General features: G+C 73.9%; 24 protein-coding genes. 15 read left to right on the forward strand and 9 right to left on the reverse strand.

Annotation, left to right across the window (positions count from 1 at the left end):
- Positions 1–98: 98 nt before the first annotated feature.
- The 7 genes from AC5L36_RS16460 (at position 99) to AC5L36_RS16490 (ending at position 8,485) form a co-directional block, all read left to right on the forward strand.
- Complete coding sequence (locus AC5L36_RS16460) at positions 99–1,004, forward strand: ATP-binding cassette domain-containing protein (protein ID WP_441216641.1); 906 nt, start codon at positions 99–101, stop codon at positions 1,002–1,004.
- Positions 1,001–1,771, forward strand: a complete 771-nt coding sequence (locus tag AC5L36_RS16465) for an ABC transporter permease (protein ID WP_441216643.1) — start codon at positions 1,001–1,003, stop codon at positions 1,769–1,771. Before AC5L36_RS16460 ends, AC5L36_RS16465 begins: the two co-directional genes overlap by 4 nt.
- 240 nt (positions 1,772–2,011) lie before the next feature.
- The gene (locus AC5L36_RS16470; RefSeq protein ID WP_441216645.1) at positions 2,012–2,695 is read left to right on the forward strand and encodes a response regulator transcription factor; all 684 of its coding nucleotides are present in this window, start codon (positions 2,012–2,014) and stop codon (positions 2,693–2,695) included.
- Positions 2,692–4,248, forward strand: coding sequence for a sensor histidine kinase (locus AC5L36_RS16475; RefSeq protein WP_441216646.1), 1,557 nt, complete (start codon positions 2,692–2,694; stop codon positions 4,246–4,248). The genes AC5L36_RS16470 and AC5L36_RS16475 overlap by 4 nt, the downstream gene beginning before the upstream one ends.
- Positions 4,249–4,297: 49 nt before the next feature.
- A complete protein-coding gene (locus AC5L36_RS16480; protein ID WP_441216647.1) occupies positions 4,298–5,323 on the forward strand; it encodes an App1 family protein phosphatidate phosphatase in 1,026 nt (341 codons plus the stop codon).
- A gap of 259 nt (positions 5,324–5,582) precedes the next feature.
- Entirely contained in the window at positions 5,583–6,026 is a 444-nt protein-coding gene (locus AC5L36_RS16485; protein WP_441216648.1) for a hypothetical protein, read from the forward strand.
- Positions 6,027–6,388: 362 nt separating this feature from the next.
- Complete coding sequence (locus tag AC5L36_RS16490; protein WP_441216649.1) at positions 6,389–8,485, forward strand: carbohydrate-binding module family 20 domain-containing protein; 2,097 nt, start codon at positions 6,389–6,391, stop codon at positions 8,483–8,485.
- 47 nt (positions 8,486–8,532) lie between these two features.
- On the opposite strand, the gene AC5L36_RS16495 is transcribed toward AC5L36_RS16490, so the two are convergent.
- Positions 8,533–9,579 (reverse strand): hypothetical protein, encoded by a 1,047-nt coding sequence (locus AC5L36_RS16495; RefSeq protein WP_441216650.1) that lies wholly within the window; start codon positions 9,577–9,579, stop codon positions 8,533–8,535.
- Positions 9,576–9,923 carry a PadR family transcriptional regulator gene (locus tag AC5L36_RS16500; protein WP_441216651.1) on the reverse strand — a complete coding sequence of 116 codons (348 nt, stop codon included), beginning with the start codon at positions 9,921–9,923 and terminating at the stop codon, positions 9,576–9,578. Before AC5L36_RS16500 ends, AC5L36_RS16495 begins: the two co-directional genes overlap by 4 nt.
- Positions 9,924–10,008: 85 nt before the next feature.
- On the opposite strand from AC5L36_RS16500, the gene AC5L36_RS16505 reads away from it, so the two are divergent.
- Positions 10,009–10,539, forward strand: coding sequence for a metalloregulator ArsR/SmtB family transcription factor (locus AC5L36_RS16505; protein ID WP_441216652.1), 531 nt, complete (start codon positions 10,009–10,011; stop codon positions 10,537–10,539).
- Positions 10,536–11,015: an SRPBCC family protein gene (locus AC5L36_RS16510; protein ID WP_441216653.1), complete on the forward strand. Its 480-nt coding sequence runs from the start codon at positions 10,536–10,538 to the stop codon at positions 11,013–11,015. Before AC5L36_RS16505 ends, AC5L36_RS16510 begins: the two co-directional genes overlap by 4 nt.
- Here the strand turns inward: AC5L36_RS16510 and AC5L36_RS16515 are convergent.
- Positions 11,008–11,343 (reverse strand): gamma-glutamylcyclotransferase family protein, encoded by a 336-nt coding sequence (locus AC5L36_RS16515; protein ID WP_441216654.1) that lies wholly within the window; start codon positions 11,341–11,343, stop codon positions 11,008–11,010. The two genes, AC5L36_RS16510 and AC5L36_RS16515, sit on opposite strands and share 8 nt — an antisense overlap.
- Before the next feature lie 34 nt (positions 11,344–11,377).
- Here AC5L36_RS16515 and AC5L36_RS16520 point away from each other — a divergent pair, with 34 nt between their 5' ends.
- Positions 11,378–11,545, forward strand: a complete 168-nt coding sequence (locus AC5L36_RS16520) for a hypothetical protein (protein WP_441216655.1) — start codon at positions 11,378–11,380, stop codon at positions 11,543–11,545.
- A 161-nt stretch (positions 11,546–11,706) separates the two neighbouring features.
- Here the strand turns inward: AC5L36_RS16520 and AC5L36_RS16525 are convergent, their stop codons facing one another.
- A complete protein-coding gene (locus AC5L36_RS16525) occupies positions 11,707–12,753 on the reverse strand; it encodes a LacI family DNA-binding transcriptional regulator (protein WP_441216656.1) in 1,047 nt (348 codons plus the stop codon).
- Between the two features lie 212 nt (positions 12,754–12,965).
- On the opposite strand from AC5L36_RS16525, the gene AC5L36_RS16530 reads away from it, so the two are divergent.
- The gene (locus AC5L36_RS16530; RefSeq protein WP_441216657.1) at positions 12,966–14,294 is read left to right on the forward strand and encodes an extracellular catalytic domain type 1 short-chain-length polyhydroxyalkanoate depolymerase; all 1,329 of its coding nucleotides are present in this window, start codon (positions 12,966–12,968) and stop codon (positions 14,292–14,294) included.
- 460 nt (positions 14,295–14,754) lie between these two features.
- Here the strand turns inward: AC5L36_RS16530 and AC5L36_RS16535 are convergent, their stop codons facing one another.
- From AC5L36_RS16535 to AC5L36_RS16545, 3 genes are all read right to left on the reverse strand, one after another.
- Complete coding sequence (locus AC5L36_RS16535) at positions 14,755–15,960, reverse strand: serpin family protein (RefSeq protein ID WP_441216658.1); 1,206 nt, start codon at positions 15,958–15,960, stop codon at positions 14,755–14,757.
- Between the two features lie 65 nt (positions 15,961–16,025).
- Complete coding sequence (locus AC5L36_RS16540; protein WP_441216659.1) at positions 16,026–17,486, reverse strand: NAD-dependent succinate-semialdehyde dehydrogenase; 1,461 nt, start codon at positions 17,484–17,486, stop codon at positions 16,026–16,028.
- Between the two features lie 64 nt (positions 17,487–17,550).
- Positions 17,551–18,060, reverse strand: a complete 510-nt coding sequence (locus AC5L36_RS16545) for a mycothiol transferase (protein ID WP_441216660.1) — start codon at positions 18,058–18,060, stop codon at positions 17,551–17,553.
- 49 nt (positions 18,061–18,109) lie between these two features.
- On the opposite strand from AC5L36_RS16545, the gene AC5L36_RS16550 reads away from it, so the two are divergent.
- Both AC5L36_RS16550 and AC5L36_RS16555 read left to right on the forward strand, forming a co-directional pair.
- Positions 18,110–19,057, forward strand: a complete 948-nt coding sequence (locus tag AC5L36_RS16550; protein ID WP_441216661.1) for a hypothetical protein — start codon at positions 18,110–18,112, stop codon at positions 19,055–19,057.
- Positions 19,058–19,250: 193 nt separating this feature from the next.
- Positions 19,251–19,961, forward strand: a complete 711-nt coding sequence (locus AC5L36_RS16555) for a DivIVA domain-containing protein (RefSeq protein ID WP_441216662.1) — start codon at positions 19,251–19,253, stop codon at positions 19,959–19,961.
- Between the two features lie 95 nt (positions 19,962–20,056).
- Here AC5L36_RS16555 and AC5L36_RS16560 read toward each other — a convergent pair whose 3' ends face one another.
- Entirely contained in the window at positions 20,057–20,527 is a 471-nt protein-coding gene (locus AC5L36_RS16560; protein WP_441216663.1) for a MarR family winged helix-turn-helix transcriptional regulator, read from the reverse strand.
- A gap of 57 nt (positions 20,528–20,584) precedes the next feature.
- Between AC5L36_RS16560 and AC5L36_RS16565 the strand changes: the two genes are divergently transcribed.
- Complete coding sequence (locus AC5L36_RS16565) at positions 20,585–21,592, forward strand: methyltransferase (protein ID WP_441216664.1); 1,008 nt, start codon at positions 20,585–20,587, stop codon at positions 21,590–21,592.
- Positions 21,593–21,680: 88 nt separating this feature from the next.
- On the opposite strand, the gene AC5L36_RS16570 is transcribed toward AC5L36_RS16565, so the two are convergent.
- Positions 21,681–22,907 (reverse strand): phosphotransferase family protein, encoded by a 1,227-nt coding sequence (locus AC5L36_RS16570; protein ID WP_441216665.1) that lies wholly within the window; start codon positions 22,905–22,907, stop codon positions 21,681–21,683.
- An 80-nt stretch (positions 22,908–22,987) separates the two neighbouring features.
- Here AC5L36_RS16570 and AC5L36_RS16575 point away from each other — a divergent pair, with 80 nt between their 5' ends.
- Complete coding sequence (locus AC5L36_RS16575) at positions 22,988–25,558, forward strand: Hsp70 family protein (protein ID WP_441216666.1); 2,571 nt, start codon at positions 22,988–22,990, stop codon at positions 25,556–25,558.
- Positions 25,559–25,640 lie beyond the last annotated feature (82 nt).

The following is a 25,640-nucleotide window of genomic DNA, read 5'->3' on the forward strand; positions in this document are numbered from 1 at the left end:
GGGGTCACGGGCGCGGGGGGTCGCGGGCGCGGGGCGCTCTCAGAAAGCTCACAGAAGCTCCCCGGAGCCGGCCATCTCGGCCCGCCACCATCGGCGGCATGATCGAGCTGCGAGGGTTGACCAAACACTTCGGCCGCGCCATGGCCGTCGACGACCTCACGTGCACCGTCACACCCGGGCAGGTGACCGGTTTCCTCGGCCCCAACGGCGCCGGCAAGACCACCACCATGCGCATGATCCTGGGTCTGGACGCACCCACCAAGGGCACCGTGACCGTGCGTGGCCGGCGGTACGCGGACCTGCCCGTACCCATGCGCGAGGTCGGTGCCCTGCTGGACGCGCGGGCGGCGCACGGCGGCCGCACCGCGTACCACCACCTGCTCTGCCTCGCCCAGAGCAACCGTATCCACAGGCGCCGGGTCGACGAGGTGCTCGGCCTGGTCGGACTTGAGGCGGTCGCCAAGAAGCGGGTGGGGCGCTTCTCGCTGGGCATGAGCCAGCGCCTCGGCATCGCCGCCGCGCTGCTGGGCGACCCGGCCGTGCTGCTGTTCGACGAGCCGGTCAACGGCCTCGACCCGGACGGCATCCGCTGGATCCGCAACCTCATGCGGGACCTGGCCGCCGAGGGGCGCACCGTGCTGGTGTCCAGCCACCTGATGAGCGAGATGGCGCTCACCGCCGACCACCTGGTCGTGATCGGCCGGGGCCGGCTGATCGCGGACACCGCTCTGGACGCGTTCATGCGGGACAGCGCCGACCCGGCGGTGGTCGTGCGCACCAGGGAGGCGGCGACGTTCGCCGACCGGCTCCGCGCCGCCGGCGCCGCCGTCCGGCGCGACAAGGCCGACGAGCTCGTCGTGTCCGATCTGGACAGTGCCGAGATCGGCCGGCTCGCCGCGCTCGACGGCGTGCCGCTGATCGAGCTCACCCCCCGCACCCAGTCGCTGGAGGAGGCGTTCATGGCGCTGACCCGCGAATCAGTCGAGTTCGGAGTGGAACGATGACCGGGATCCTGCTCTCCGAGTGGACGAAGCTGCGCTCGCTCCGCTCCACCGCGTTCACCCTGCTCGCCCTCGCGGTCCTCGCGATCGGGCTCGGCGTGCTCATCAGCTCCGGCGCGGGTGCCGGGTACGCGGAGCTGCCCGAGGCCGAGCGGGCGGCGTTCGACCCCACGCAGGTGAGCACGCAGAGCTACCTCGCCGCGCAGCTGGCCCTCGGCGTGCTCGGGGTGCTCGTCATCAGCGGCGAGTACGCCACCGGGATGATCCGCACCAGCCTCACGGCGGTACCCCGGCGGGCCCGGCTGCTCGCCGCGAAGGCGGCGGTCTTCACGGCGGTCGCGCTGGTCTCCGGGCTGGTGGTGGGTTTCGGGGCGTTCCTGCTGGGCCAGGTCACGCTCGCCGGCACGGACGCGCCGCACACCACGCTCGCCGAACCGCACGTGGCACGCGCCGCCGCCGGCGCCGGCCTCTACCTGGCGGCGATCGGCCTGCTCGGCGTCGCCGTCGGCACGATCGTGCGGTCCACAGCCGGCGGGATCACCGTGTTGGTAGCGGTCACACTGCTGGTACCGGCGTTCGGCCAAGGGCTACCCGGCGGGTGGGGCGAACGCCTCGTGCGGTGGTGGCCGACCACCGCCGGTTCGCGGGTGATGACCGTAAAGTCGGATCCGGACCTGCTCGGACCCTGGGCGGGCTACGGGGTGCTCTGCGTCGCGGTGGCGGCCACGCTCGTGGCGGCGTTCGCGGTGCTGCGTGCCCGCGACGCCTAGGGCCGGAGCCCTGGGTGCGGGCGCCATCCCGGGGCGGGCACCACCCGGGCGCGGGCACCACCCGGACAGGGCCGGAGCCCGGGCGCGGGCACCACCCGGACAGGGCCGGAGCCCGGGCGCGGGCGCCACCCGGACAGGGCGCCACCCGGCGCGGGCGCCACCCGGCGCGGGCGCCACCCGGCGCGGGCGCCACCCGGGCCGGCGCGGAAGGTGACACCGGCATCAAGAAAGCGAGGACGGATGGACGGCGTGGCGCGACTGCTGGTGGTGGACGACGAACCGACCCTGCGCGAGTTGCTGTCGGCGACGCTCCGCTTCGCCGGCTTCACGGTCGCGTCGGCCGCCACCGGCGCCGAGGCCCTCACCGCGGCCGCCCGCCAGGCGCCCGACCTCGTGCTGCTGGACATCATGCTGCCCGACATGGAGGGCTTCGACGTGGTGCGGCGGCTGCGCGAGCGGGGGCGGCCGGTGCCGGTGCTGTTCCTCACCGCCCGGGACGCGCCCGAAGACAAGATCAACGGACTGACGCTGGGCGGCGACGACTACGTGACCAAGCCGTTCGACCTGGAGGAGCTGATCGCCCGCATCCGCGCGATCCTGCGGCGCACCACCGGCGCCGGCGGCGACCTCACCGTCGGCGACCTCACCCTCGACCCGGAGGGCCGCCAGGTAACGCGGGGCGGGCGGCCGGTGCGGCTGTCACCCACCGAGTTCCGCCTCCTGCACTACCTGATGGCGAACGCGGGACAGGTTGTCCACAAGGCCCGCATCCTGGACGAGGTCTGGCGCTACGACTTCGGCGGCGACCCCAGCATCGTCGACACGTACATCAGCTACCTGCGCCGCAAGGTGGACACGAGCGAGCCGAAGCTCATCCACACCGTGCACGGCGTCGGGTACGTGCTGCGGAAGCCCCGCCCGTGAGGCGCCTGTCGCTGCGGGCGCGGCTGCTGCTGATCTGCGTGGCGCTGCTCGCGGTGGGTTTCACGGTGAGCGGGGCGGTGGTCTCGGAGGTGTTGCGGGGCCACCTGGTCAAGCGGGTCGACTCGCAGTTGACGCAGCTGACCACTCTCCTGTCCGGGGTGTCGCCGGCCGCCATCCCCGGCTTCGATCCTGCGGTCCTGCCGGCCGAGCTGAGCACCCGTCTCGACCTCGTCGACGGGATCGAGATCGTGTACCTGCGCGCGGACGGCGGTGTCGAACGCGTTATGCACAACGCCGGAACGGGCCGGCCGGACCTGCCCCGGCTGGACGCGGCGGGGGTGGCGGCCCGGGGCGGGCACCCGTTCACGGTGGCCGATGTGGACGGTGGGGCGGAGTGGCGGGTGGTGGCGCTCCCCCGCTCGGCAACGCCGCTGCTGGGCGAGCCTCCGCCGCCCGGCGCCGGCATCGCGGTGGCCGCCTCGACGTCCACTGTGGATGGCACGCTCACCCGCCTGCGCGTGGTCTGCCTCGTCACCGGGCTCGGGCTGGTCGCGGTGCTCGCGGTGGCGGGCTGGTTCGCGATGCGCGCCGGCTTGCGGCCGCTACGCAGGATCGAGCAGACTGCGGCCGCCATCGCGGTGGGCGATCTCTCCCGGCGGGTGCCGGACGAGGCCGCCCCGGGCACCGAGATCGGGCGGCTCGCCGCGGCGCTCAACGGCATGCTGGGCCAGATCGAGGCCGCGTTCGCGGCCCGCGCCGCGTCGGAGGCGCGGATGCGGCGCTTCGTCGCGGACGTGAGCCACGAGCTGCGCACGCCGCTGTTCGGCATCAAGGGCTTCACCGAGCTGTACCGCATGGGTGGCGTCGCCGGGGAAGTCGAGGTAGGCCTCACCATGGCCCGGATCGAGAGCGAGTCGGCGCGGCTGGCCCAGCTGACCGAGGATCTGCTGCTGCTGGCCCGGCTGGACGAGGGCGACGCCGGCCTGCCGCTGCACCGCGCGCCGATGGACCTGCGCACCCTCGCCGCCGACGCCCGCCGCGACCTCACCGCGCTGGACCCCACCCGCACGGTGACGGTGACCGGTCCGGGCGGCGCGGGTCCCGCGGGTCCGGCGCCGGTGAGCGGCGACGAGGCACGGCTGCGCCAGGTGGTCGCCAACCTCGTGGGCAACGTGATCGGTCACACCCCCGCCGGCAGCCCGGTCCGCATCGGTGTGGGTATCGCGGACGGCGCGGCGGTGCTGGAGGTGGCCGACAGCGGCCCGGGCCTGGCGCCGGCGGAGGCCGAGCGGGTCTTCGAACGCTTCTACCGCGCCGGCGAGTCCCGCAGCCGCACCGCCGGTGGGGGCGCGGGCTTGGGCTTGGCGATCGTCGCGTCCCTGGTGGAGGCCCATGGCGGCACGGTCGCGGCGACACGGCCCGAGGGCGACGACACCGCCTCTGCCACGCGGCCCGAGGGCGACGACACCGCCTCGCCGACGCGGGCCGACGGCGGCGGTGCGCTCTTCCGGGTCTCGCTCCCGCTCCTCCACCCCCAACTGGGTGATCGCTGACAGCGCCGCCGCTGGTGCGCGGACCATGGTCGTGTGCGAGGCTGGCGAGGTGACTGAGGTGCACCGCGCCGCGCGGATCGAAGACGCGGTGCACGACGTGCTCGAGGGCTGGCTGCGCAAGCGGGGCTGGTCGGCGACCGTCGTGCCGTACACGGGGTACGGCGCCCCCGGCTGGGTCCGGGTGATGGGCCGGGTGATGGTCAGCCGCCCCGACCACGGCCGCCCCCGCAAGGCCGGCAAGTTGCGTGGCTGGCGCAGCTTCACCACCGTCTCCGCCAAGGACGCGCCCGTCACCGTCGAGGTGGCCGGGCGGCGCCACGAGGCGGTCGCGGACCGTGGCGGGTTCATCGACACGGTGGTCAAGGCGGACCTCGAGCCCGGCTGGCGCACCGTCCGGCTCAGCAGCGGCGATGGCGAACCGGTCGAGGCGCCGGTGCGCGTCGTCGACCCCACCGTCACCTTCGGCGTCGTGTCCGACATCGACGACACCGTGATGGTCACCGCGCTCCCCCGGCCGCTGCTCGCGGCGTGGAACACGTTCGTGCTGGACGAGCACGCCCGCGCGGCCGTGCCCGGGATGGCCGTGCTGTACGAGCGGCTCATCACCGCGCACCCCGGCACACCGGTCCTCTACCTGTCCACCGGCGCGTGGAACGTGGCGCCCGCCCTCACCCGCTTCCTCTCCCGCCACCTCTACCCGCCGGGTCCGCTGCTGCTCACCGACTGGGGTCCGCAGAAGGACCGCATCTTCCGCAGCGGGCGTGCCCACAAGCTGGCCGCGCTCAACCGGCTGGCCGAGGAGCTGCCGTGGATCCGGTGGCTGCTCGTCGGCGACGACGGGCAGCACGACCCGGAGATCTACCGCACGTTCGCGGAGACCCATCCGGACCAGGTCGCGGCGGTCGCCATCCGCGCGCTCTCCCCCACCCAGGCGGTCCTGGCCGGTGGCCTGCCGTCGCCGGCGGGCCACCAGCTGACCGCCTCTGACCAGGCCGGCAAGCGGTGGTTCTCCGCCCCGGACGGCGCGGGCCTGTGGAAACTGCTGGCCGAGTCGAAGGCGCTCGACCCCGACTAGCCCGCCTCGGCGCGGGCGCGCGGCAGCGCGTGCGGGCGGTGCCACAAACCTTCACCGGGTGAGCGGCGGCCTGCGGCCACCCCACTAGCCCGCCTCGGCGCGGGCGCGCGGCAGTGCGTGCAGGCGGTCCCGCGGGTCGCCCGTGCGGGAGCTTCTCCACGGCGGCGGCCGCTCGGTGCCACGAAGCTCGCCGGCTGACGGCCGCCGCTCACCCGGCGCGCCCCGCGCGATTGGCACGCGCCCGCTACGATCCCCTGCGATGATCGCCACCCGGATCCGTGTGACCGTTCTACTGGCGGCGACCCTCCTGGGGACGGGCGCCTGTGGACAAGGCGACCCGCCACCCCCGCCACCCGCTCCCGCCGGAGCTGTGGACGGGCTCGGCGAGGGGGACGCCGTCATCGCCGCCCAAGTCGCGATGGTCGACCTGCGCCGCCGGATGGACAAGCACTTCGACGGGCCGTGGGACCACAGCGGGTTCCACCTGCCGGCCGGCACCACGTGGGACACGGTCGCCGCGCACTACGCCCGGGAGCTGGGCGACGGCTGGGCCGAAGACACCCGCTTCCCGCCGGACGGGGGCCCCGGCTACCGCTCCAGGGTGTGGCGCGACGGCGACTTCTCGACCGGGATCGCGCTGGTCGACGGGCGGCCGCCGGAGAACTACCCGGTGCTCGTCGTGCTGGCGTCCGAGAAGGACTGACACCGGCGTCCACTTCGGAGCGTGACGCGCAGGCCGCGACCGGCGGACCACGCTCACCGCAACCGGCGGCTACCGCAGCGCACCACGCCCACCGCGACCAGCGGCTACCACGCCGCACCACGCTCACCGCGGCCGGCTGCTACCACGGCGCGCCGTACGCGGCGCGGCCGACGTCGTGGGCACCCCCGCGGCCGACGTCGTGGACACTCCCCGCGCGGCCGTGCGGGCCGCCCTCCTCGGAAACCACCTCCGGGCGGGTGGTTCACAAACAGCGATCGATGTTGCTACCTTGTTGCGACGACGTCTGCAACTTCTTGCAAAGATCGCAAGTGCCTCCATCTCCCACACCCCTGGAGTGCGCAGTGAACCCACGAAGAAGGGCCGCGGCCAGCTGGGCAGCGGCCGCGACCGTCCCGTTGCTCCTGCTCACCGCCGTCGCCGTCACGGTCGCCACCGCGCCGGCCGCCCACGCCGCCGTCGCGAACGGGTCGTCCATCGTGCACCTGTTCCAGTGGCGGTGGAGCTCCGTGGCGCGCGAGTGCGAGACCACGCTCGGCCCGAACGGCTGGGGCGGCGTGCAGGTCTCCCCGCCGCAGGAGCACGTGGTGCTGCCGAGCGCGGAGGGCGCCACCTACCCCTGGTGGCAGGACTACCAGCCGGTCTCCTACCGGCTGGACCAGACCCGGCGCGGCACCCGCGCCGAGTTCGTCGACATGGTCAACCGGTGCCGCGACGCCGGCGTGAAGATCTACGTCGACGTGGTGCTCAACCACATGAGCGGCACCGGCTCGGCGGGCAGCGGCCCGGGCAGCGCCGGCACGGTGTACAGCAAGTACGAGTACCCGAACCTGTTCGACGACGGCTCCGGCGACGCGTACACCTACCCGAACTTCGGGCCCTGCTACACGACGATCAGCAACTGGGGAAACAAGGCCGAGGTGCAGGACTGCGAGCTGCTCGCGCTCGCCGACCTCGACACCGGCGATCCTGAGGTGCGCCGCAAGATAGCCAAGTACATGAACGCGGTGATCGACCTGGGCGTGGCCGGCTTCCGGGTCGACGCGGCCAAGCACGTGCAGGAGGCACACCTGGCGGACATCATCTCCCGCCTGCACGACGTGCCCGGCTTCGGCGGCCGACCGGACATCTTCCACGAGGTGTACGGGGACGCGACGATCCCGTACACCGCGTACGCGCCGCTGGGCAAGGTGACCAACTTCGACTACCAGCGCGCGGTGTCCAGCGGCTTCCAGGGCGGCAACATCGCCCAGTTCGCCAACCTGCCGGACTACGGCGGGCTGTCCGGCGGCCAGGCGGTGGTGTTCGTCGACAACCACGACACCCAGCGGGCGAGCCCGACGCTCACGTACAAGAACGGCGACCGGTACTACGTCGCGGACGCGTTCATGATGGCCCACCCGTACGGCACGGTGCAGCTGATGTCGAGCTACGCCTTCACCGCGCAGGCGCAGGGCCCGCCCAGCTCGTCCAACGGCACCACCAACGCCACGGACTGTGCGAACGGTCAGTGGGTCTGCGAGCATCGCCACGAGCAGGTCGCCGGCATGCCCAGCTTCCGCAACGCCACCGAGGGCACCGGCATCTCCAGCACGGTCACCGACGGCAACGGGCGGCTCGCGTTCGCCCGCGGCGGCCGCGGGTACGCCGCGTTCAACGCCACCGGCGAGGCGTGGAGCCGCACCTTCGGCACCAGCCTGCCGGACGGGACGTACTGCAACGTCGCGCGCGGCACGTTCACCGCGGCCACCGGCGCGTGCACGGGCGGCACGATCGCGGTCTCCGGTGGCGCGTTCACCACGACCATCCCGGCCAACCGCGGGGTGGCACTGCACGTCGACGCGCGCACGAGCGGGAGCACCACGCCGCCACCGGCCGGCGACACCACGTTCCAGGTCACCGCGCCCACCGGGCAGGACGTATACGTCGTCGGCTCGATCGCCCAGCTCGGCTCGTGGACGCCGGCGAACGGGCTGCGCCTCACGCCGGGCGCGACGGCCGGCTCGTTCGGCGGCGGCGTCTCCATCCCGGCCGGCACCGCCTTCGAGTGGAAGCTGGCACGGATCAGCGGCGGCACCGTCACGTGGGAGAGCACACCCAACCGCTCGGGCACGGCCGGCGCGGCGCACACCGCGACGTGGAGTCAAACCGGTGGCACGGCGGCCGTCACGTTCGACGCCACCGCCACCACCTACTTCGGACAGAACGTCTTCCTGGTCGGCTCCACGCCCGCCGTGGGCTCCTGGAACCCCGCCGACGCCGTCGCACTGGACCCGGCCAACTATCCAGTGTGGACAGGGACGGTCCGCCTGCCGCTCGACCAGACCATGGAGTACAAGCTGATAAAGAAGAACCCCGACGGCACGGTGACCTGGGAGACCGGCGCCAACCGGACGCTCACGCCGGCCGCAGGCACCACGGTGACCATCACCTGGCGGTGACCCCGGCGGTGCCCGCCCGTCCCCCGTGCGGGCGGGCACCGCACCGCTCAGTCGCGGGCCGGACCGGTCTCCTCCGCCGCCTCGCCGACCGCGACCATCCGCCGGACGTGCTCCAGCCGGTGCACGACGAGGACACCGAGCGCGAAGGCCAGCAGCGGGCCGGCGGTCAGCACCACCCACTGGATCGGCGCGAGGTAGATCGGGTGTCCCATGTGTCCATTCGAGTACGCCCAGCCGTCCAGCCCCCGCTCGATGACGGCCAGCGCCACGGCGATCGGCGCGACCATCGCGAGCACGCGCCAGCGGACCGGCCGGGGCAGCGTGGCGGGTACGAGCAGGGCGGCGATCCCGGCGACCGCGACGAGCCCCAGCAACAGGTAGAGCCCGGCGTCCGACCCGGACTCCAGGCCGAACCAGACGTAGAACGCCTCGCCGTCGTACAGCCGGTCGCGACCGCGCTGGTTGTTGAGGTAGACCCCGTGCACCGTGGCGAGGGCCGAGGCGAACACGGCGATCCGCGCCCAGCCCAGCAGGGCGAGCGCGCGCCGGCGCGGTGCGGGCAGGGTAAGCCCGGCGGCGACCAGGACGCCGAGGGCGAGCGGGACGAAGGTGCCCATCGCGGCCACCGGCATGTCCTGGTACTGCCGCGCGAACAGCACCGCCTCCGCGGCCACCGTCAGCCACGCGCAGGTGGCCGCGAGCACGCGCCAGCCGGCGAGGGCGACCGCGACGACCGCCGTCCAGGCGAGCGCGCGCAGCCACAGCGTGGGCGTCGGCGCCGGGCCGGGCAGCACCAGGTGTTCGGCGATCCGCGACACCCGCTGGGAGAGCAGGACCAGCGCACCCAGCAGCGCCGTCACCGCCGCGGCCTCGGCCCACGCGGGGGCGGCCAGGCCGGTGCCCGCCGCGCCGAACCGCGTGCGCAGGCCGTGCCCGACGAGGTTTGCCGTGTCGCGGGCCGAGGGCCACCGCTGCTCCGGCCGGGCGCCGGCCATCAGCACCGCGAGCATCTCCCGCTCGTACAGCCGGCGGTGCTCCCACGGATACCAGACCGCGAGCAGCCGCCGGTATCGCCGCTCCAGGACCTCGGTCACGCTGGCCCTCCCTCGGCGAGCAGCCCGCTGCGGCGCAGGCGCGTGGTGGCGGCGCTGGTGTTGCGGCGCAGCCACGCGGTCTCCTCGGCCAGGCGCTGGGCACCGGCGGCGGTGAGCCGGTAGTAGCGGCGCAGTCGAGATTGGACGATCTCCTCCCGGTCGACCTCGATGAGGCCGTCGGCGCGCAGCCGGTCGAGCACCGCGTAGAGCGTGCCGGCGCGCAGCCGCACCCGCCCCTCGGAGATCTGGGCGACGTCTTCGATGACGCCGTATCCGTGCTGGGGCGCCGCGGCCAGCGCGGTGAGGACGAGGAACGCGGGGTCCCTCGAGGGTCCGTTGCTCATGGCCGAGGCATATACCGCGTCGCGATATATGCCGCGACCCCGGCCCGTCTGGCGAAAGCGTAACCGATGGGTTACGCTTCTGCCCGTGGACGAAGTGGCCGGAGCGATCGCCGACCCCGTGCGGCGCGAGATCCTGGCGATGATCCGCGAGCGGCGGATGTCGGCCGGGCAGATCGCCGACCGCTTCGCGATCAGCCGGCCCGCCGTCAGCCGCCACCTGCGGGTGCTGCGCGAGAGCGGGCTCGTCCACGACGAGCTCACCGGCCGGCAGCGGTTCTACCGGCTCGATCCGGCGCCGCTGGACGCGCTGGCGCGGTGGCTCACCCCGTTCCTGCGCGACGATCGGGCGGCCGCCTGGGAGGGCCACTTCGACGCGCTGGAGACCGAGGTCTACCGCACCCGCCGCGAGCGGCGCGGCGCCACCGCCACCGCCACCGAGACCACCGAACGAACCCGCGAGCGGCGCGGCGCCGCCGCGAAGACGGCCGAACGAACCGAGGTCCACCACACCCGCCGCGAGCGGCGCGGCGCCGCCGCCGAGACCACCGAACGAACCCGCGAGCGGCGCGGCGCCGCCGCCGCCGAGACCACCGCACGAGAGGAACGCAGCGCATGAGCCCTGTACCCACCGGCCGGCTGTTCGGCACCGACCTGGTCCTGACCCGCACCTTCCGGGCGCCCGCCGAGGACGTGTGGGCGAGCCTCACCGAGCCGGCCCGCACGGCGCGGTGGTTCGGGCCGTGGGAGGGCGAGGCCGCGCCGGGGCGGTCCATCAAGGTGCGGCTCGAGTTCGAGGACGGCAAGCCCTGGATGGACATGCGCGTCGAGGCCTGCGAGCCACCACGGCGGCTGGCACTGTCCGCTGTGGACGAGGCCGGCAGCTGGCGCACCGAGCTCCAGCTGTCCGACGTGGACGGTGGCACGGAGCTGCGCTTCACGCACCACCTCGACACGACCGAGGGCCTCGGCGACGTCGGCCCGGGCTGGGAGTTCTACCTGGACCAGCTGGTGGCGGCCCGAAACGACGCGCCGCCGGTGGCGTTCGACGACTACTACCCCGCGTTGAAGGGCTACTACGACGGCCTCAGGTGACCTTCACGTACACCCACGCCTCCGCGCCCGAGCCGAGCCGCGCGAGCACCCGCTCGTAGTCGTCCACCTCGTACTCGTCGGCGGAGACGAGCTCCCCGTCGGTCACCTCGAACACCACGCCCGCCACGGTGTCGCGCGCGTCGCCGGTCTCCACCACGATCGGGTGCTCGGCCAGGCCGCTGAGGTCGAGCACGTGCGGGTCGCTGATCTCCAGCAGCTCCAGCCGGTACCCGGGAAGGTCGTCCTCCCGCCCGGAGAGCTCGCGGCCGAAGCTGGCCCGCTGCACCGCGGGGTCGCGGAGGGTGCCGTACGAGAAGAGCAGTGGCATATTTCCCCTAGACTTCGGGTCCTACGCTGAATGGATGTTCAATTTACGCGAGTGGAAGGCCCGTCGGGCCCAGAAGCGCGCGGCGAAGATCGCCGCGATGGCCGACCGCACCGCGAAGCGGGCGGCGAAGGAGTCGGAGCGGATCGCCGACCAGGGCCGCACCGCCCGTGACCCGGGCCCGTGGGGCGGCGTCGGCGCCTAGGGCCTGCTGACAAATCCTTGCCGGGCAGCGCCGGGCCCAGACGACCAGCGACGTCGGGCGAAAGGCCGCATGCAACACCGTTATGCGACCTCGCGCCCGCCACCACCGGACGCCGCCTGGACTCCGGCTCGCCTCGACAATCCTTTGAACAGGCCTAGCCCCTACCGGGTGCGCGGCGGCGCGGTGCTCTGCCGGACGATGAGGTCGGTGGTCAGCTCGACCCGGCGCTCGCGGGGCACCTGCCCGGAGGCGAGCGCGACGAGCATCGCGGCGGCCGTGGTGCCCATGCGCTTGAGCGGCTGCCGCACGGTGGTCATCGGCGGCCCGGCCCACCGGGTGAAGGGCAGGTCGTCGAAGCCGACGACGCTCAGGTCGTCGGGCACACGCACGCCGGCCTGGCGGGCCGCCTCGTAGACCCCGTGCGCCTGGAGGTCGTTGGTGGCGAAGATGGCGGTCGGCGGCTCGGGCAGTGCGAGCAGGACGGCCGTCTCGCGGGCCGCTCCCTCGACGTAGAGCGGGCCGACCCGGACCAGGTCGGGGTCGACCGGCACGCCCGCCTGGTCCATCGCGGCGCGGAAACCGTCGAGCCGGGCCCGGCAGAAGGGCCATTTCAGGTTGCCGCAGAGCATGCCGATGCGGCGGTGGCCGAGCTCGATCAGGTGGCGGGTGGCGACGAGCGCGCCGCTGTAGTTGGCCGCGCCGACCGAGGGCGTGTCGTGCAGCGGCTCGCCGGTCGGGTCGAGCGTGACGAGCGGGATCGAGCCGGTGGCCAGCTGGGCCTGCTGGTGCGCGGTGATCTCGGAGATCACCGCGATCACGCCCATCGGGCGGCGGGAGAGGACCTGCTCGGTCCAGCCGGCGCCGGGCGTGAGGCGGCCCTGCATGGTGGTGAGGACGACCGCGAGCTTCTGGTCGCGGGCGACCTCCTCGACACCCTCGATGATCTCCAGCGCCCACAGGCTGTCGAGCGCGTGGAAGACGAGCTCGATCAGCGGCGCCTGGGTGACCGCGTCGCCGCGCTGGTAGCCGTGCTCGTGCAGCACCGCCTCGACCCGCCGGCGGGTGCTGAGCGCGACGCCGGCCTGCCCGTTGATCACGCGGGAGACGGTGGGCGCGGAGACCCCGGCCAGCCGGGCGATCGTGGCCACGGTGACCTTGCCGCGGCGACGGCCGTCGCCGACGGATGCGGCGGCGCCGATCCCGGTCACGCCCGGCATTGTACGATGCGGGCCTTGCGGCCGTCTTTCCGGAACTCGCCAGAAACGTTGCCCTTCCACACCACCTCCGGAACCTCAGAACGACGCCGTCACCGCCCCCGAGCAGAGCATATAGATGCATGTTTGCGCGTTGATGCGTTCCGGTACATACTACGGAATGTTTCAGCGCTCTGGGCATCGACGGTTCGGGAGGACCACCCCGCATGAGACTCAGAAGCATCATGATCGCCGCCGCGGGCCTCGCGACCGCGCTCGTGGCCGCCACCCTCACCCTCGCCCCACCGGCATCGGCGGCGTCGCTCGTCGAGGTCACCGGCTTCGGCACCAACCCGAGCAACCTGCGCATGCACCTGTACGTGCCGGACCGGGTGCAGGCCCGCCCCGGCATCCTCGTGGCCGTGCACTACTGCACCGGCAACGGGCCGGCGTTCTACTCCGGCACCCAGTTCGCCCAGCAGGCCGACCAGTACGGCTTCATCGTCATCTACCCGTCGGCGACCCGCAGCGGCAACTGCTTCGACGTGTACTCCCCGCAGGCGTTGCGCCGCGACGGCGGCAGCGACCCGGTCTCGATCCGCTCGATGGTCAGCTACGTGCAGCAGCGGTACAACGCCGACCCCAACCGAATCTTCGCCACCGGCGTCTCCTCGGGCGCCATGATGACCAACGTGCTGCTCGGCCTCTACCCGGACGTGTTCAAGGCCGGCGCCGCCTTCGCCGGCGTGCCGTTCGGCTGCTTCGCCACCACCGACGGCTCCACCTGGAACAGCCAGTGCGCCAACGGCCAGATCATCCGCACCGCGCAGCAGTGGGGCGACACGGTCCGCAACGCGTTCCCCGGCTACACCGGCGCGCGGCCGCGGATGCAGCTGTGGCACGGCACGAATGACGAGACGCTGCGCTACCCGAACTTCGGCGAAGAGATCAAGCAGTGGACCAACCTGCACGGGTTGAGCCAGACGCCCACGTTCACCGACACGCCGTCCTCCGGCCAGACGCGCACACGGTACGGGGGCAGCGGCGGCCAGGCGCCGGTCGAGGCGATCAGCATGCAGGGCGTGCCGCACAACCTCCCGGTCAACGCGGCCGAGGCGATCCGCTTCTTCGGCCTCAACACCTCGACGCCGCCTCCTACGACGTCGCCGCCGCCGCCCACCTCCGGCCCGCCGCCCACGACTGGCCCGCCGCCCACGACGTCGCCGCCGCCCACCGGTGGCGCCTGCCGGGTCGGCTACACGGTCAACTCCTGGAACACCGGCCTGACCGCGTCCATCACCATCACGAACACGAGCACCAGCACGGTCAACGGCTGGACGCTGGCCTTCACCCTCCCCAGTGGACAGACGATCACGTCCGGCTGGAACGCGTCCTACTCACCGAACAGTGGGGCGGTGACCGCCCGCAACGCCACGTACAACGGCACGCTGGCGCCGAACGCGTCGACGGGTATCGGCTTCCAGGCCACCCACACGGGTAACACCGGACGGCCCGCCGCGTTCACCCTCAACGGCACCGCCTGCACCGTCGCCTGAGGGCGGCTCGACCTCCCGCACACCGCCGCCGGCCCGCGCGCCGGCGGCGGTGTCGGGCTTGTAGATGAAGCGCGCCAGCATCGCGCGCAGCAGGTTGAGGTCGTCGTAGGTCAGCTCGGGGTAGCCGTGCTTGACCAGCACCGCGCGCACGTCGGTCACGAGGTCGAGCGACAGCCGGTGGTCGCCCGTGTGCCCGGGCACCGGGTAGTTGTTCATGCCGGCCAGGGTCCGTGCCGGGCCGGCCGCGGCGTCGCACGCGGTGTCCGCATCTGAACCGATATGGCCAGGGTGACCGGTCGCCTGGTCCGGCCCCACCACCGTCGGGATGGGCAGCCTGTCTCGGGCTTTTCCAGACCGAAAACGTGAGCTACCGCGACGTCCGTCGTGGTCCAGACCGTCGCTCCCGCGGCCTCACCCATCCGCTGTTGGTCACGCGTCGCTTTCGCGACACGGCCGCCGGTCAGGCGGTGGGGTCGGTGACCGTGCCGATGAAGGCGGGCGTCCGCGTGGGCGTGTGCATTATCGCGAACGCGAACGGCCGGTCGGCGCGGAACGTCACCTCCGGCCGCGGGCCGGCGGACACCGGCATGGCCATACCGGTCACCGCGGCCGCTTCCGTGCCTTCCTCGTCGACCGTGATGGTCGCGCGGTGGACGGCCTGGCCCAGGTAGAGGTGCGGGTTGATGCCGGAGAAGTCGCCGACAGCGGTGAATCCCAGCTCGCGCATCACGGCGAGCAGGTCGAAGCTGGCGTCGAACTCCCACTTGGGCATCGTCATGTCGACGAACGCGGGGCGCAGCCCTTTCCCGACGGCGGCCAGGGTGTCCGGCGCGAGCAGGTCGAGCGGCGCGCCGCCGGACGGCTCCGGGAGCAGCACCCACATGGCGTAGTCGCCGGTCTTGTAGGGCACCTCGACGGCGCGCCAGCCCGGCCCTTCCGCGTACGCCAGCGAGGCGACCTGGTTCATCATCGGCGCCTTGACGGTGCTCCCGTCCGGCCGGGTGAACGACGCGCCCGGATCGGTGCTGAGGAAGGCCGTGCGCCAGTCGGCCTTGAAGTAGATCGCGTTGGCCAGCACCGCCTTGGTGTCCGGGTCGAGCCGGTCGAAGAGCTTGCGGATGCGGCCGTTGGTCTGCTCCCGCACCCAGGCGTCGATCGCCTCCGTGGCACCGGGCGAGCGGAAGTCCACTGTGCGCACTCCGCTGCCGTACTGCTCGGCGAGCGTACGCAGGAACGGCTTTCCGATGGGCAGGCCGGGCTGGGCCCAGAGCGCGTTGGCGATCCGCAGCGGGCCGCCGTCCGGCGCGAGCTGGCGGTCGAGCGCGTTGAACGCCTCGTGGGTGCCGGCCGGCGGGAAGTGGAAGATCCGGTCGAGCTGGGCGGCCGTCTCGCCGCCCGCGCCGGCCCGCGCCATCGCGAACGCGCACGCGATGCTCAGCGGCGACATCACCCAGTTGCCGTCGGGGGCGGCCGCGCGGCGGCTCAGCTGGTACCCGACATCGGTGAGGCCGTCGACGACGGCCGGTGCGGGTCCGCCGGGTGGGGGCGCCTGCCGGGCCAGGTCGGCGGTGACGAGGCCCCGCGGCGCGGCCGTGACCGGGCCGGCGGCGGCCGCGCAGGTGGCGACCAGCACGGCCGCGAAGCCGAGGAGGAGGGGCCGGGTCACGGAGGTCCGCCGCGCACGCATACCGGGTTGGATGCGCGCCGCCGGCCCTCGGTTCCCGGACCGGGTTAGGTCGCGATGCCGGCGTACTTGATGTTCAGGTACTCGTCGATGCCCTCGGCGCCGCCCTCGCGGCCCATGCCGGACCACTTGACGCCGCCGAACGGCGCGGCCGGGTTGGAGACCAACCCCTTGTTGAGGCCGACCATGCCGCTCTCCAGGCCTTCGACGACGCGGAGCGAGCGCTTGAGGTCGCGGCAGAAGGCGTAGGCGACCAGGCCGTACTCGGTGTCGTTGGCCAGGCGCAGCGCCTCGTCGTCGGTGCGGAACTGGTAGATCGGCGCGACCGGCCCGAAGATCTCCTCGCGGTGCATGTCGGCCTCGGTCGGCACGCCGGTGAGGACGGTGGGCGTGAAGAAGTAGCCGTCGCGCTCGGGCGGCCCGCCGCCGGTGAGCACCTGGGCGCCGCGGCGTACCGCGTCGTCGACGAGCTCGACCACCTTGCCGCGCTGCTTTTCGTCGATCAGCGGGCCGACCTTGACGCCCGGCTCGGTGCCGCGGCCGACGGGCATGTCGGCGAGCGCGGCGGCGAGCCGCTGCGCGAACTCCTCGGCCACCGACTCGTGCGCGTAGAACCGGTTGGCCGCCACGCACGACTCGCCCATGTTGCGCATCTTGGCGATGACCGCCTGCTCGACGGCCAGCTCCAGGTCGGCGTCTTCGAAGACCAGGAACGGCGCGTTGCCGCCCAGCTCCATCGAGAGCCGCAGCAGGTTGCCGGCGGACTGCTCGACGAGCGTCTTGCCCACCTCGGTCGAGCCGGTGAACGACAGCTTGCGCAGCCGGCGGTCGCCGATGATCGGCTTGACCACGCGACTGGCCGAGGAGGCGGTGAGCACGTTGAGCACACCGGCCGGCAGGCCCGCCTCGACGAACAGCTGGACCATCAGGTTGTTGGACAGCGGGGTGAGCTGTGCGGGCTTGACCACCATCGTGCAGCCGGCCGCGACGGCCGGGCCGATCTTGCGGGCGCCCATCGCGAGTGGGAAGTTCCACGGGGTGATCAGCAGGCACGGCCCCACCGGCTGCTTCATGGTGAGCAGGCGGCCGGCGCCGTTGGGCTCGTCGGACCAGCGGCCGCTGATCCGCACCGCCTCCTCGGAAAACCATCTGAAGAACTCGGCCGCGTACTTCACCTCGGCGGCCGCCTCGGCGATCGGCTTGCCCATCTCCAGGGTCACCAGCACGGCGAGCTCGTCGACCCGCTCGTTCATCAGCTCGAAGACGCGGCGCAGGATCTCGCCGCGCTGCCGGGGCGGGGTGGCCGCCCACGACGACTGCGCGCCGGCGGCGGCGTCCAGCGCGGCCACCGCGTCGTCCGCGGTGGCGTCGGCCACCCGGGTCAGGGGCCGGGTGGTCGCCGGGTCGACCACGTCGACCCACTCGCCGCCCGACGCCGGCCGCCATTCACCCCCGATGAAAAGCCCATCTGGTACGGAGGCGACAAGTTCTTTCTCGTCGACACTCATCGCGCACCTCCCTCCCTGTCCGTTCACAGGATATGGGTCTTGAGGGTGCTGCGCCCGGGTGCGGCTAGCGGGCTTTGACCAGCCCACGCACGTAGGCGGCCTGGCCGACGTGCTGGTCGTCGTCGTTGAGCACGCTGACCAGGCGCACGCCGACCGTCACCGGCGGATCCCAGCCCTCGTCGACGACCCGGTCGAGGTCCTTGGCCGACAGGCCGCGCAGGAAGTCGGCGGTGCGGGCGGAAACCGCGTCGAAGTACGCGACGAGCGCCTCCGCGCTCTCCGGGCGGACCCGGTCGACCTGGGCGGCGCTGTGCCCGTACCCGGTGTCGCCGGAGTCGGGGTCGAGCCCGAAGCGGCGCGCCCAGCCGTCGCGGACCCACAGCTGCTGCTCGCCCATGAGGTCGGCGACGTGGTCGTCCTGGATCCGGGTGAGGTGCCAGACCAGCCAGCCCACCGAGTTGGCACCCGGCGCGGGCACCCAGTGCAGCTCCTCGGGGGTCAGCCCGTCGACGGCGGATCGGACCAGGTCGGGAAGCCGGTCGAACGCCTCGATCAACATCTCTCGTGCGTCCACAGTGGCCACCCTATCCCAGCGGGTTGATCTGGCTCGCTACCGTCGCGGCATGGACCGCGCCGGCCTCCCCCTGCGTACCGGACCGGAATCCGTCGACCTGGTGATCGCCGACATCGGCCGCCGCGGCCTGCGTGGCGAGGTCAGCTTCGACCCCCTCATCGCCGCGGTGGCGGCCCTCGTCTGCGGCGGCCTGGTCACCGCCGTGACGCTGTTCTTCGGCCAGTTCTCGTGGGTGGCCGTGCTCGGCACGATGGGCGGCGTCTTCGCGATCGCGACGCCCGTGCTGGTCTGGCAGACGCTGTCCGGCATCCGGCGGATCGAGTTCCGGCCGCCGGACGCGCCCGACCTGGTCCGCGTCGTGCGGAGCGTGGGCGCCGACGAGTACCCGGTCACCCGGCTGCGCCGGATCCTGTTGCGGCACAAGGTCCACCAGTCCCCCACGTACCCGTTCACGCTGCGCCCGTTCGGGTACGCGGAGCTGCACCTCGTGTTCGACGGCGGCACCGTCCGCGCGTCGCTGCCCGCCGACTTCGACGTGCCCGCGCTGGGCGACCGGGTGCGCGCACTGCTGGCCCGCGATCGCGTACCGGTGCGGGTGGAGACCGAGCGGCCGGGCCTCTACGACCCGGAGGTCGCCGACGACGTCCTGCCCCGCGGCGGCGTGGTGCTGGAGGTCATGGAGCGGCGCGACCGCCGCCTGCTGGCGCCGATGCCGGGCTACATGTCCCTGACCGAGCTCGGCCTCGCCTGGCCGGTCGCGTGGCACGTGTCGAAGGTCGCCGAGGCCAACGGTGTGCGCACCAAGCTGCGCCGCTCCTCCACCGCGGGTGGCGGCCAGACCAGCTGGTGGGAGTACCGCGCGGTGGACGTGCAACGGGTCGCGGACGCGATCGCCGGCGGGACGGCGGTGCTCGAGCCGGTCTGGCGCCGGGACACCGACGAGGGGCGGGCGGCATACGCCGCGCTGACCGCCCCACGGCGCACGCGGATACGATAGTGACGAGTCGGGCAAACTGACCATAGTGGACAGTAGTCCGAACTGGCCGTGGTCCTCCGGCTACAGTTCGCGTTCCCCCTCCCTAGCGGCCTGTGAGCTTGGTAATCTGCCGCTCTCACGCCTGGTAATCTGCCGCTCTCACGCCTGGGATCCAGGAGGTCGTGCAATGACTGACAGTGGGATGAGAGGTCGTGTGAAAGGACTACTCGGCGGGCCCACGCCCTTCGTCAACGACACCCTGGAGCCGATGGACGTGTCTCCCAACCCCAACGACGCCAACGCCCAGCATCACGCCCTACAGGTGCTCACGCTCGCCCAGCGCACGGGCGAGGAGCACATCGCCAGCGCCCGGCGCGAGTCCGACCGCATCATCGCCGAGGCCCGCGCGCAGGCCGAGCAGGTGATGCGCGACGCGCAGTCGCACGCGCAGGTCCTCCAGAAGGACGCGGAGAAGGCGCTCGCCGACGCGCACTCGTCGGCCGCCCAGATCACCGAGGCGGCGCAGGCCCACTCGGACGCCGCGCAGCGCAGCGCCGACGACATCCTCGGCGACGCCCGCGAACGCGCCGACGAGCTGGTCAAGGCCGCGCAGGCCAACGCCGACGAGCTCAAGCACCAGGCACACCAGCGGTACGAGGACGTGGTGGGCAGCCTGGCCGCCAAGCGGGAGGCGCTCCAGCGGCAGATCGAGGCGCTCGAGCAGTTCGACCACGACTACCGGGCCCGGCTCACCTCGTTCATGCAGCACCAGCTGCGCTCGCTGTGGGTCGACGAGCCGCGGGTCGAGACCGAGGCGATCGAGGGCTTCGAGGAGTACGACGAAGAGGAGGAGCACCCGCGGGCCGCGCTCGAAGAAGCGACGGTCGCGGTGCCCACCCAGGGCAGCAAGTCGGAGCTTTCCTAAACCCGCGGGCACCGCGGAGGTCGGCGGGTCGAGCCCTCCCGCGACGACCTCCGCCGCCCCGGCCCGCCGGGGCGAGATCGTGGGCGCGAGGTCCCTCAGCGGTGCCGGCGGGTGCCGATCTCGGCGACGTCGGGCAGCGGGCCGCGCTCGCCGGTGAGCTCCTGGAGCGTCTCCCACAGCGCGTCGAAGCGCACCTGGCCGACCCGGTCGCGCCACCCCTCCAGCACCGCCGCGATCGCGCGGTGGACGTCGCGCTCCAGCGCGCGCCCGGCCGGCGTGAGGTGTAGCGGGCGGGCCCGCGTGTCGGCGGCGTCGGGGCCACGGCCGAGGTAGCCGTGCCGCTCGAGGTGGACGACCAGCTCGTGCATGGACTGCTTGGTCATCCCGGCGTGGACGGCCAGCTCCGCCGTCGTCGAGCCCTCGATCCCGTCGAACCGGAAGAGCAGCAGATGCGCCCGCCGCAGCGCGGGGTGGGCCGGTCCCACGCCGGCCAGCACGGCGTCGAGCGCCTGATCGAGGGCGACGCGGAGCAGACCCAGCCGGCGGCCGGTGCGAACGCTTGACATGGTGGTCAGGTTACCTTACCGTCCTGAGTCAGGTAACCTGACCGTTAGGACGCTCGCATGACCACCACCACCGCCGCCCGTGACGAGCTGATGCGCATGCTCACCGCCAAGTGGCAGCCACCCGTCGTGGCCGTGCTGGCGGAGCTCGGCGTGGCCGACCACCTGACCGGTGGCCCGCGCACCGCGGCGGAGCTGGCCGGCGCGGTCGGCGCGCACCCGCGGGCGCTGCACCGCGTGCTGCGCGCGGCCGCCGGCCTCGGACTGTTCACACAGGACGGTGCCGGCCGCTTCGGGCTCACGCCGACCGCCGAGTGCCTCCGGTCCGACGTGCCGGGCAGCCTGCGGCCGGCGGCGATGATGTTCGCGCTGGAGCCGTTCTGGTCGCCGTATGCGCACATCCGCCACAGCGTGCTCACCGGCGAGCCCGCTTTCGACAAGGCCTTCGGCACGACCGTCTACGCCTACCTGGCCGAGCACCCGGAGCACGCGGCGGTCTTCGGTGCGGCGGCCGCCGCGTTCCACGGCCAGGGCATCGAGGAGATCGCCGCCGGGCACGACTGGTCGCGCTACGGCACGGTGGTCGACGTCGGCGGCGGCACCGGCGCGCTGCTCGCCGCGATCCTGGGCCGGCATCCGGGCGTGCGGGGCGTGCTGTTCGAGCTGCCCGAGGTGGTGGAGCGGGCCCGCACCACCCTCGCCGAGCTGGCCGGCCGGGTCGACCTGGTCGCCGGCGACTTCTTCGCGGGCGTGCCCGCCGCCGACGCGTACCTCGTGAAGAGCTGCCTGCACAACTTCGCCGACGACCAGGCGGTGGCCCTGCTGCGGGTGATCCGGCGGGCCATGCCCGCGGGCGCCCGCCTGCTCGTCGCGGAGACAGTCGTGCCGGCCGGCGACGGCCCGCACTACGCCAAGCTCGACGACATCGAGATGCTGGTGATCGCCGGCGGGGCCGACCGCGACGAGGGCGAGTACGCGGACCTGCTCGCGGCCGGCGGCTTCACGGTGACCGCCCTGACGCCGTGCGGCGACCGCTTCACGCTGATCGAGGCCGAGCCGCGCGGCTAGCTGGCGCCGTGCCACCACCGCCGGCACCCCCGGCCGCCGCCTGTGGTCGCCGCGCCTGCGCGTAGGTGTACCCGCGCGGCCGCGGCGCTCACCGGGCGTACGCGGCCGCGCGGCGCAGGCACGGGGCCACGTCGCCGGCGTGGTAGGGACGCTCGGACGGTTCGATCCGCGCCAGGAACGCGGCGTAGACGGCGGCCAGGTACAGCTCGGCCACCGGCCGCCACAGCCGCACCGCGCGTTCCGGGTCGCAGCCGGGCACCGCGCCACGCCAGCGCGCGGCCCACGGGCCGACGAGCGCGGCCTCGTCGGCCCGGTCGAGGCGGTCGGCGAGGCGGAGGATGTCCGCGGCCGGATTGCCCACAGTGGAGTCTCCCCAGTCGATGACCACGGGCGGGCCGCCGCCGAGGCGGGTGTTGCCGGGGTGCAGGTCGCCGTGCACGAGGGCGTCCGGGAGGCCGCAGGCGGTCATCGCCGCGATCCGGGCGTCCATGTCGGACAGCAGCGCCGCGACGTCGGGCACCACCTCCCCGGGTGCCGGGCGCCACGCGGCCAGCCGCTCGCGGACCCACCGCCCGAGCAGCGGTCCGCGGCGGTCGGGTACGCCGGCCGCGGCGAGCGCGTCCACCGCGCCGAGCGAGGCCAGCTGGATCCGGTGGTGGGCGGCGGCGATCGCCTCCCGCTCGGCCGGGCTGGCGTTCCACCCGTCCTCGCCGGGCACGTCGTGCATCAGGATCCGCCCCTCGTCGCCGGCGGCGGCGAGCGGCGGCGCGGCCCCGGGCACGGCCTCGCCGAGCCAGCGCAGCACCGCCGCCTCGTGCCCGAAGAACGCCGGCACCTGCTTGAGCCAGGCCCGGCGCGGCCGGTCGACCTCGTCGAACCCCCGCTCGCCCGCGCACTCGTCGAGGCGCCAGATCGCGGAGAGGTTCCAGGTGCGGACCTGGGTGGCGGTCACCCCGGACCAGCCGGCGCCGGCGAGCGCGGCGGTCGCCCAGGCGACGCTGCGGGCCGGGCCGCCCGGCTCGGCGTAGGGCGCGCGGAGCGGGTGCGGCGACAGGTCGAGGCCGTCGACCGGCAGCAGGTCGGGCGGTGGCGGCCCGTCGAGCTCGGCCAGCATCGTGAGCGCGCCGCCGGGCGGCTCGGGCAGCTCCGCGCGGAGCAGCCGCAGCACCGCGACCCGGACGCCGAACCGGGCGTGTGCCTCGGCGACGACGCCGCCCACCTCCTGCCACCACGGCTCGGGCCGGCCGAACGGCGGCAGCGCGCCGAGTGGCTCGCCGGCCCGGTCGACGAGCACCAGCCGCACCGTACTGTCCACGATGCGGGACGGTAGTCCCAGCCGGCCCGGTGGCGCTACCGACTTCCCGCGCAGTGGTCGACACCGTTTAGGGTGGCTTTGTGGGGGGCGAGGGGTATCGGGTCGGCGTCGACTTCGGCACCTCGAACACCGCCGCCGTGCTGTCCTTCCCCGACGGGCGGGTGCGCCCGCTGCTGTTCGAGGGCTCTCCCCTGCTCCCGTCCGCCGTCTGCGCCGACCCGTCGGCCGGGCTGCTGGTCGGTCGCGACGCCACGCACGCGGCCCGGACCCGCCCGGACTGCTTCGAGCCGCACCCCAAGCGCTGCGTCGACGACGGCACGGTCCTGCTGGGCGGCCGGCCGGTGCCGGTACCCGAGATGATCCGGGCGGTGGCGCGGAGGGTGGCGGGGGAAGCGGCGCGGGTGGCCGGCGGACCCGTGTCCCGGGCGGTCTTCACCTGCCCGGCCGGCTGGGGCGCGGCGCGGCGGGAGGTGCTGCTGGCCGCCGCGCGAGCCGAGTTCGGCGAGGTGACGCTGGTGGCCGAGCCGGTCGCCGCGGCCACCTACTTCGTCGACGTCGTCGCGCACGAGCGGGTGCCGGTCGGCGCCAGCCTGATGGTGTACGACCTGGGCGCCGGCACCTTCGACGCGTCGGTGGTCCGGCGCACGGCGGACGGCTTCGCGGTGCTCGCCGCCGAGGGGCTGCCCGACGTGGGCGGGCTCGACATCGACGCGGCCGTCTTCGCGGCGCTCGGCGAGGCGTACGGCGAGCGCGATCCGGCCGCCTGGGCGCGGCTCGCCGGGCCTGTCGACCGCGCCGACCAGCGGGCCGCGCGGACGCTGTGGGACGACGTGCGCGCCGGCAAGGAGATGCTGTCGCGGGTGCCGCGCACGACCGTGCACGTGCCGATCTTCGACGACGACGCGCCGCTGGGCCGGGAGCAGGTCGAGGAGCTGGCCGGCCCGGTCCTGGAGCGCACGGTCGCGCTGAGCGGGCGGGTGCTGGCCGCGGCCGGCGTCGCGCCGGAGGAGCTGGCCGGGCTGTTCCTGGTCGGCGGTTCGAGCCGGATGCCGCTGGCCGGGATGCTGCTGCACCGCCACCTCGGCGTGGCGCCGACGGTCGTCGAGCAGCCCGAGCTCGTGGTGGCCGAGGGCAGCCTGCGGGCCCGGCCGGCGGGCACGCGACCGCCGGAGGGCCCGGTCTGGCCGGACGAGCCACCGCCGCCGCCGGATCCGGTGGAGCCGTCCCGGTGGCTGTCGCCGCGGGTGCTCGCCGCGGCCGGGCTCGCCATCGCGCTGCTCGCCACCAGCGCGATCGTGCTGCTGCACCGGTGGCGCGAGGCCCCGGGCGTCGACCTGGGGCGGATACCGCAGAAGCTGGCCGCCACCTGCCACCGCGGCACGGCGTCCGACGTGCCGGGCGCCGCCACCGCGCTGCGCTGCCCGAGCCCGGCCGGCGACGCGGTGGTCGGGCTCTTCGCCAACCGGGCCGCCGTCGGCGCCGCCTACGACAAGGTGGTACGGGAGGCCGGCGCGACCACCGGCGAAGGCGACTGCGTGGCCGGGGCGCGCGGCGAGCACCGCTATCCGGACGCCGGTCCGGCCCGCGGCCGGGTGCTCTGCTACGGCGACGGCGAGACGGCGACCGTCGTCTGGACCGACGACACCACCGCCACCCTCTCCCGCGCCGTGTCGTCCGCAGGGGACGCCGCCGCGCTCCGGAAGGCGTGGCTGTCCTGGACCGGCCGGCCGGCGTTTCCCACGGCGGGCGAGCGCGAGGTCGCCGACCTCGTCGGCCTCGCCGACTGCCGCCGCGCCGGGATCGCCGACCTGGACGACTTCGACGGCGCGGTGGCCGGCGTCGCGTGCCGGCCCACCGGCGCGGGCGCGAGCGCGGTCTCGTTCTACCGGTTCGAGACCCTGGACGGCCTGCGCGGCGCGATGGACGCGCGCGCGGCGCGGACCGGGGCGCCGGCCGGCGTCGAATGCCAGGACGGCGAGGCGGACGGGTTCCGTGGCAGCCGCCGCTACGACCTGCGCAGCGTTGACATCGGCGTGCTCGTCTGCTACCAGGGTCCACAAAGCACACTGGTGCTGGAGTGGAGCGTCGAGGCGCTGCTGCTGGCCGGCCGCGCGGTGGGCACCGACGCGAAGGCACTCGCCGGCTGGTGGCGCTACGACTCCCGCCCGGTGCCCGCGCGCGTCGTCGAGGCCGTCAACGCCGCCTCGACACCGCCGTTTCCGACGGCACCGGAGCGGGCTCTCCTCGACCGCGTCCCGGCGCGCTCCCGCAACAACTGCCTGCGCCCCTCACCCGAGCAGAAACGCCAGAACGTCGGCGAGGAGCAGGTCGTGGCGGTCGTGTGCGGACCGACCAGCGGCGCGGCGATCGTCTTCTACTACAAGTTCGCCGACCGGGACGCGATGCGCCGCAGCTTCGGCGACGCGGAGTCCACAGAGGAGCCGTGCACCGCGCTCCCCGACGGCTTCCGCGCCCACACCTCGTACCGCCGCGGCGCCGCCACCGGCCGGCTGCGCTGCGGCACGGCGGAGAACGGCAACCGCTGGCTGGAGTGGACCGACGACAAGCTGCTGATCCAGGCGTTCGCCTTCCAGGGCGGCGACCCGTTCGCGATGATCGACTGGTGGCGCCACGACGCCGGCCCGCGCTGACCCGCCCGCGCCGCGACAACCTGGCGCCGGCGCTCGGCCCGGCCGGTAGTCAGCCCAGGACCGAACCGCCGGCGCCCGGCCG

It is taken from the genome of Phytohabitans sp. LZ39 (assembly GCF_059359075.1).

Coding starts and splice junctions, on each gene's coding strand:
- AC5L36_RS16500 (WP_441216651.1), bottom strand. CDS start 9,923: ATGAGCAACGGACCCTCGAGGGACCCCGCGTTCCTCGTCCTCACCGCG.
- AC5L36_RS16565 (WP_441216664.1), top strand. CDS start 20,585: ATGACCACCACCACCGCCGCCCGTGACGAGCTGATGCGCATGCTCACC.
- AC5L36_RS16465 (WP_441216643.1), top strand. CDS start 1,001: ATGACCGGGATCCTGCTCTCCGAGTGGACGAAGCTGCGCTCGCTCCGC.
- AC5L36_RS16460 (WP_441216641.1), top strand. CDS start 99: ATGATCGAGCTGCGAGGGTTGACCAAACACTTCGGCCGCGCCATGGCC.
- AC5L36_RS16510 (WP_441216653.1), top strand. CDS start 10,536: ATGAGCCCTGTACCCACCGGCCGGCTGTTCGGCACCGACCTGGTCCTG.
- AC5L36_RS16520 (WP_441216655.1), top strand. CDS start 11,378: ATGTTCAATTTACGCGAGTGGAAGGCCCGTCGGGCCCAGAAGCGCGCG.
- AC5L36_RS16485 (WP_441216648.1), top strand. CDS start 5,583: ATGATCGCCACCCGGATCCGTGTGACCGTTCTACTGGCGGCGACCCTC.
- AC5L36_RS16470 (WP_441216645.1), top strand. CDS start 2,012: ATGGACGGCGTGGCGCGACTGCTGGTGGTGGACGACGAACCGACCCTG.
- AC5L36_RS16540 (WP_441216659.1), bottom strand. CDS start 17,486: ATGAGTGTCGACGAGAAAGAACTTGTCGCCTCCGTACCAGATGGGCTT.
- AC5L36_RS16550 (WP_441216661.1), top strand. CDS start 18,110: ATGGACCGCGCCGGCCTCCCCCTGCGTACCGGACCGGAATCCGTCGAC.
- AC5L36_RS16560 (WP_441216663.1), bottom strand. CDS start 20,527: ATGTCAAGCGTTCGCACCGGCCGCCGGCTGGGTCTGCTCCGCGTCGCC.
- AC5L36_RS16515 (WP_441216654.1), bottom strand. CDS start 11,343: ATGCCACTGCTCTTCTCGTACGGCACCCTCCGCGACCCCGCGGTGCAG.
- AC5L36_RS16530 (WP_441216657.1), top strand. CDS start 12,966: ATGAGACTCAGAAGCATCATGATCGCCGCCGCGGGCCTCGCGACCGCG.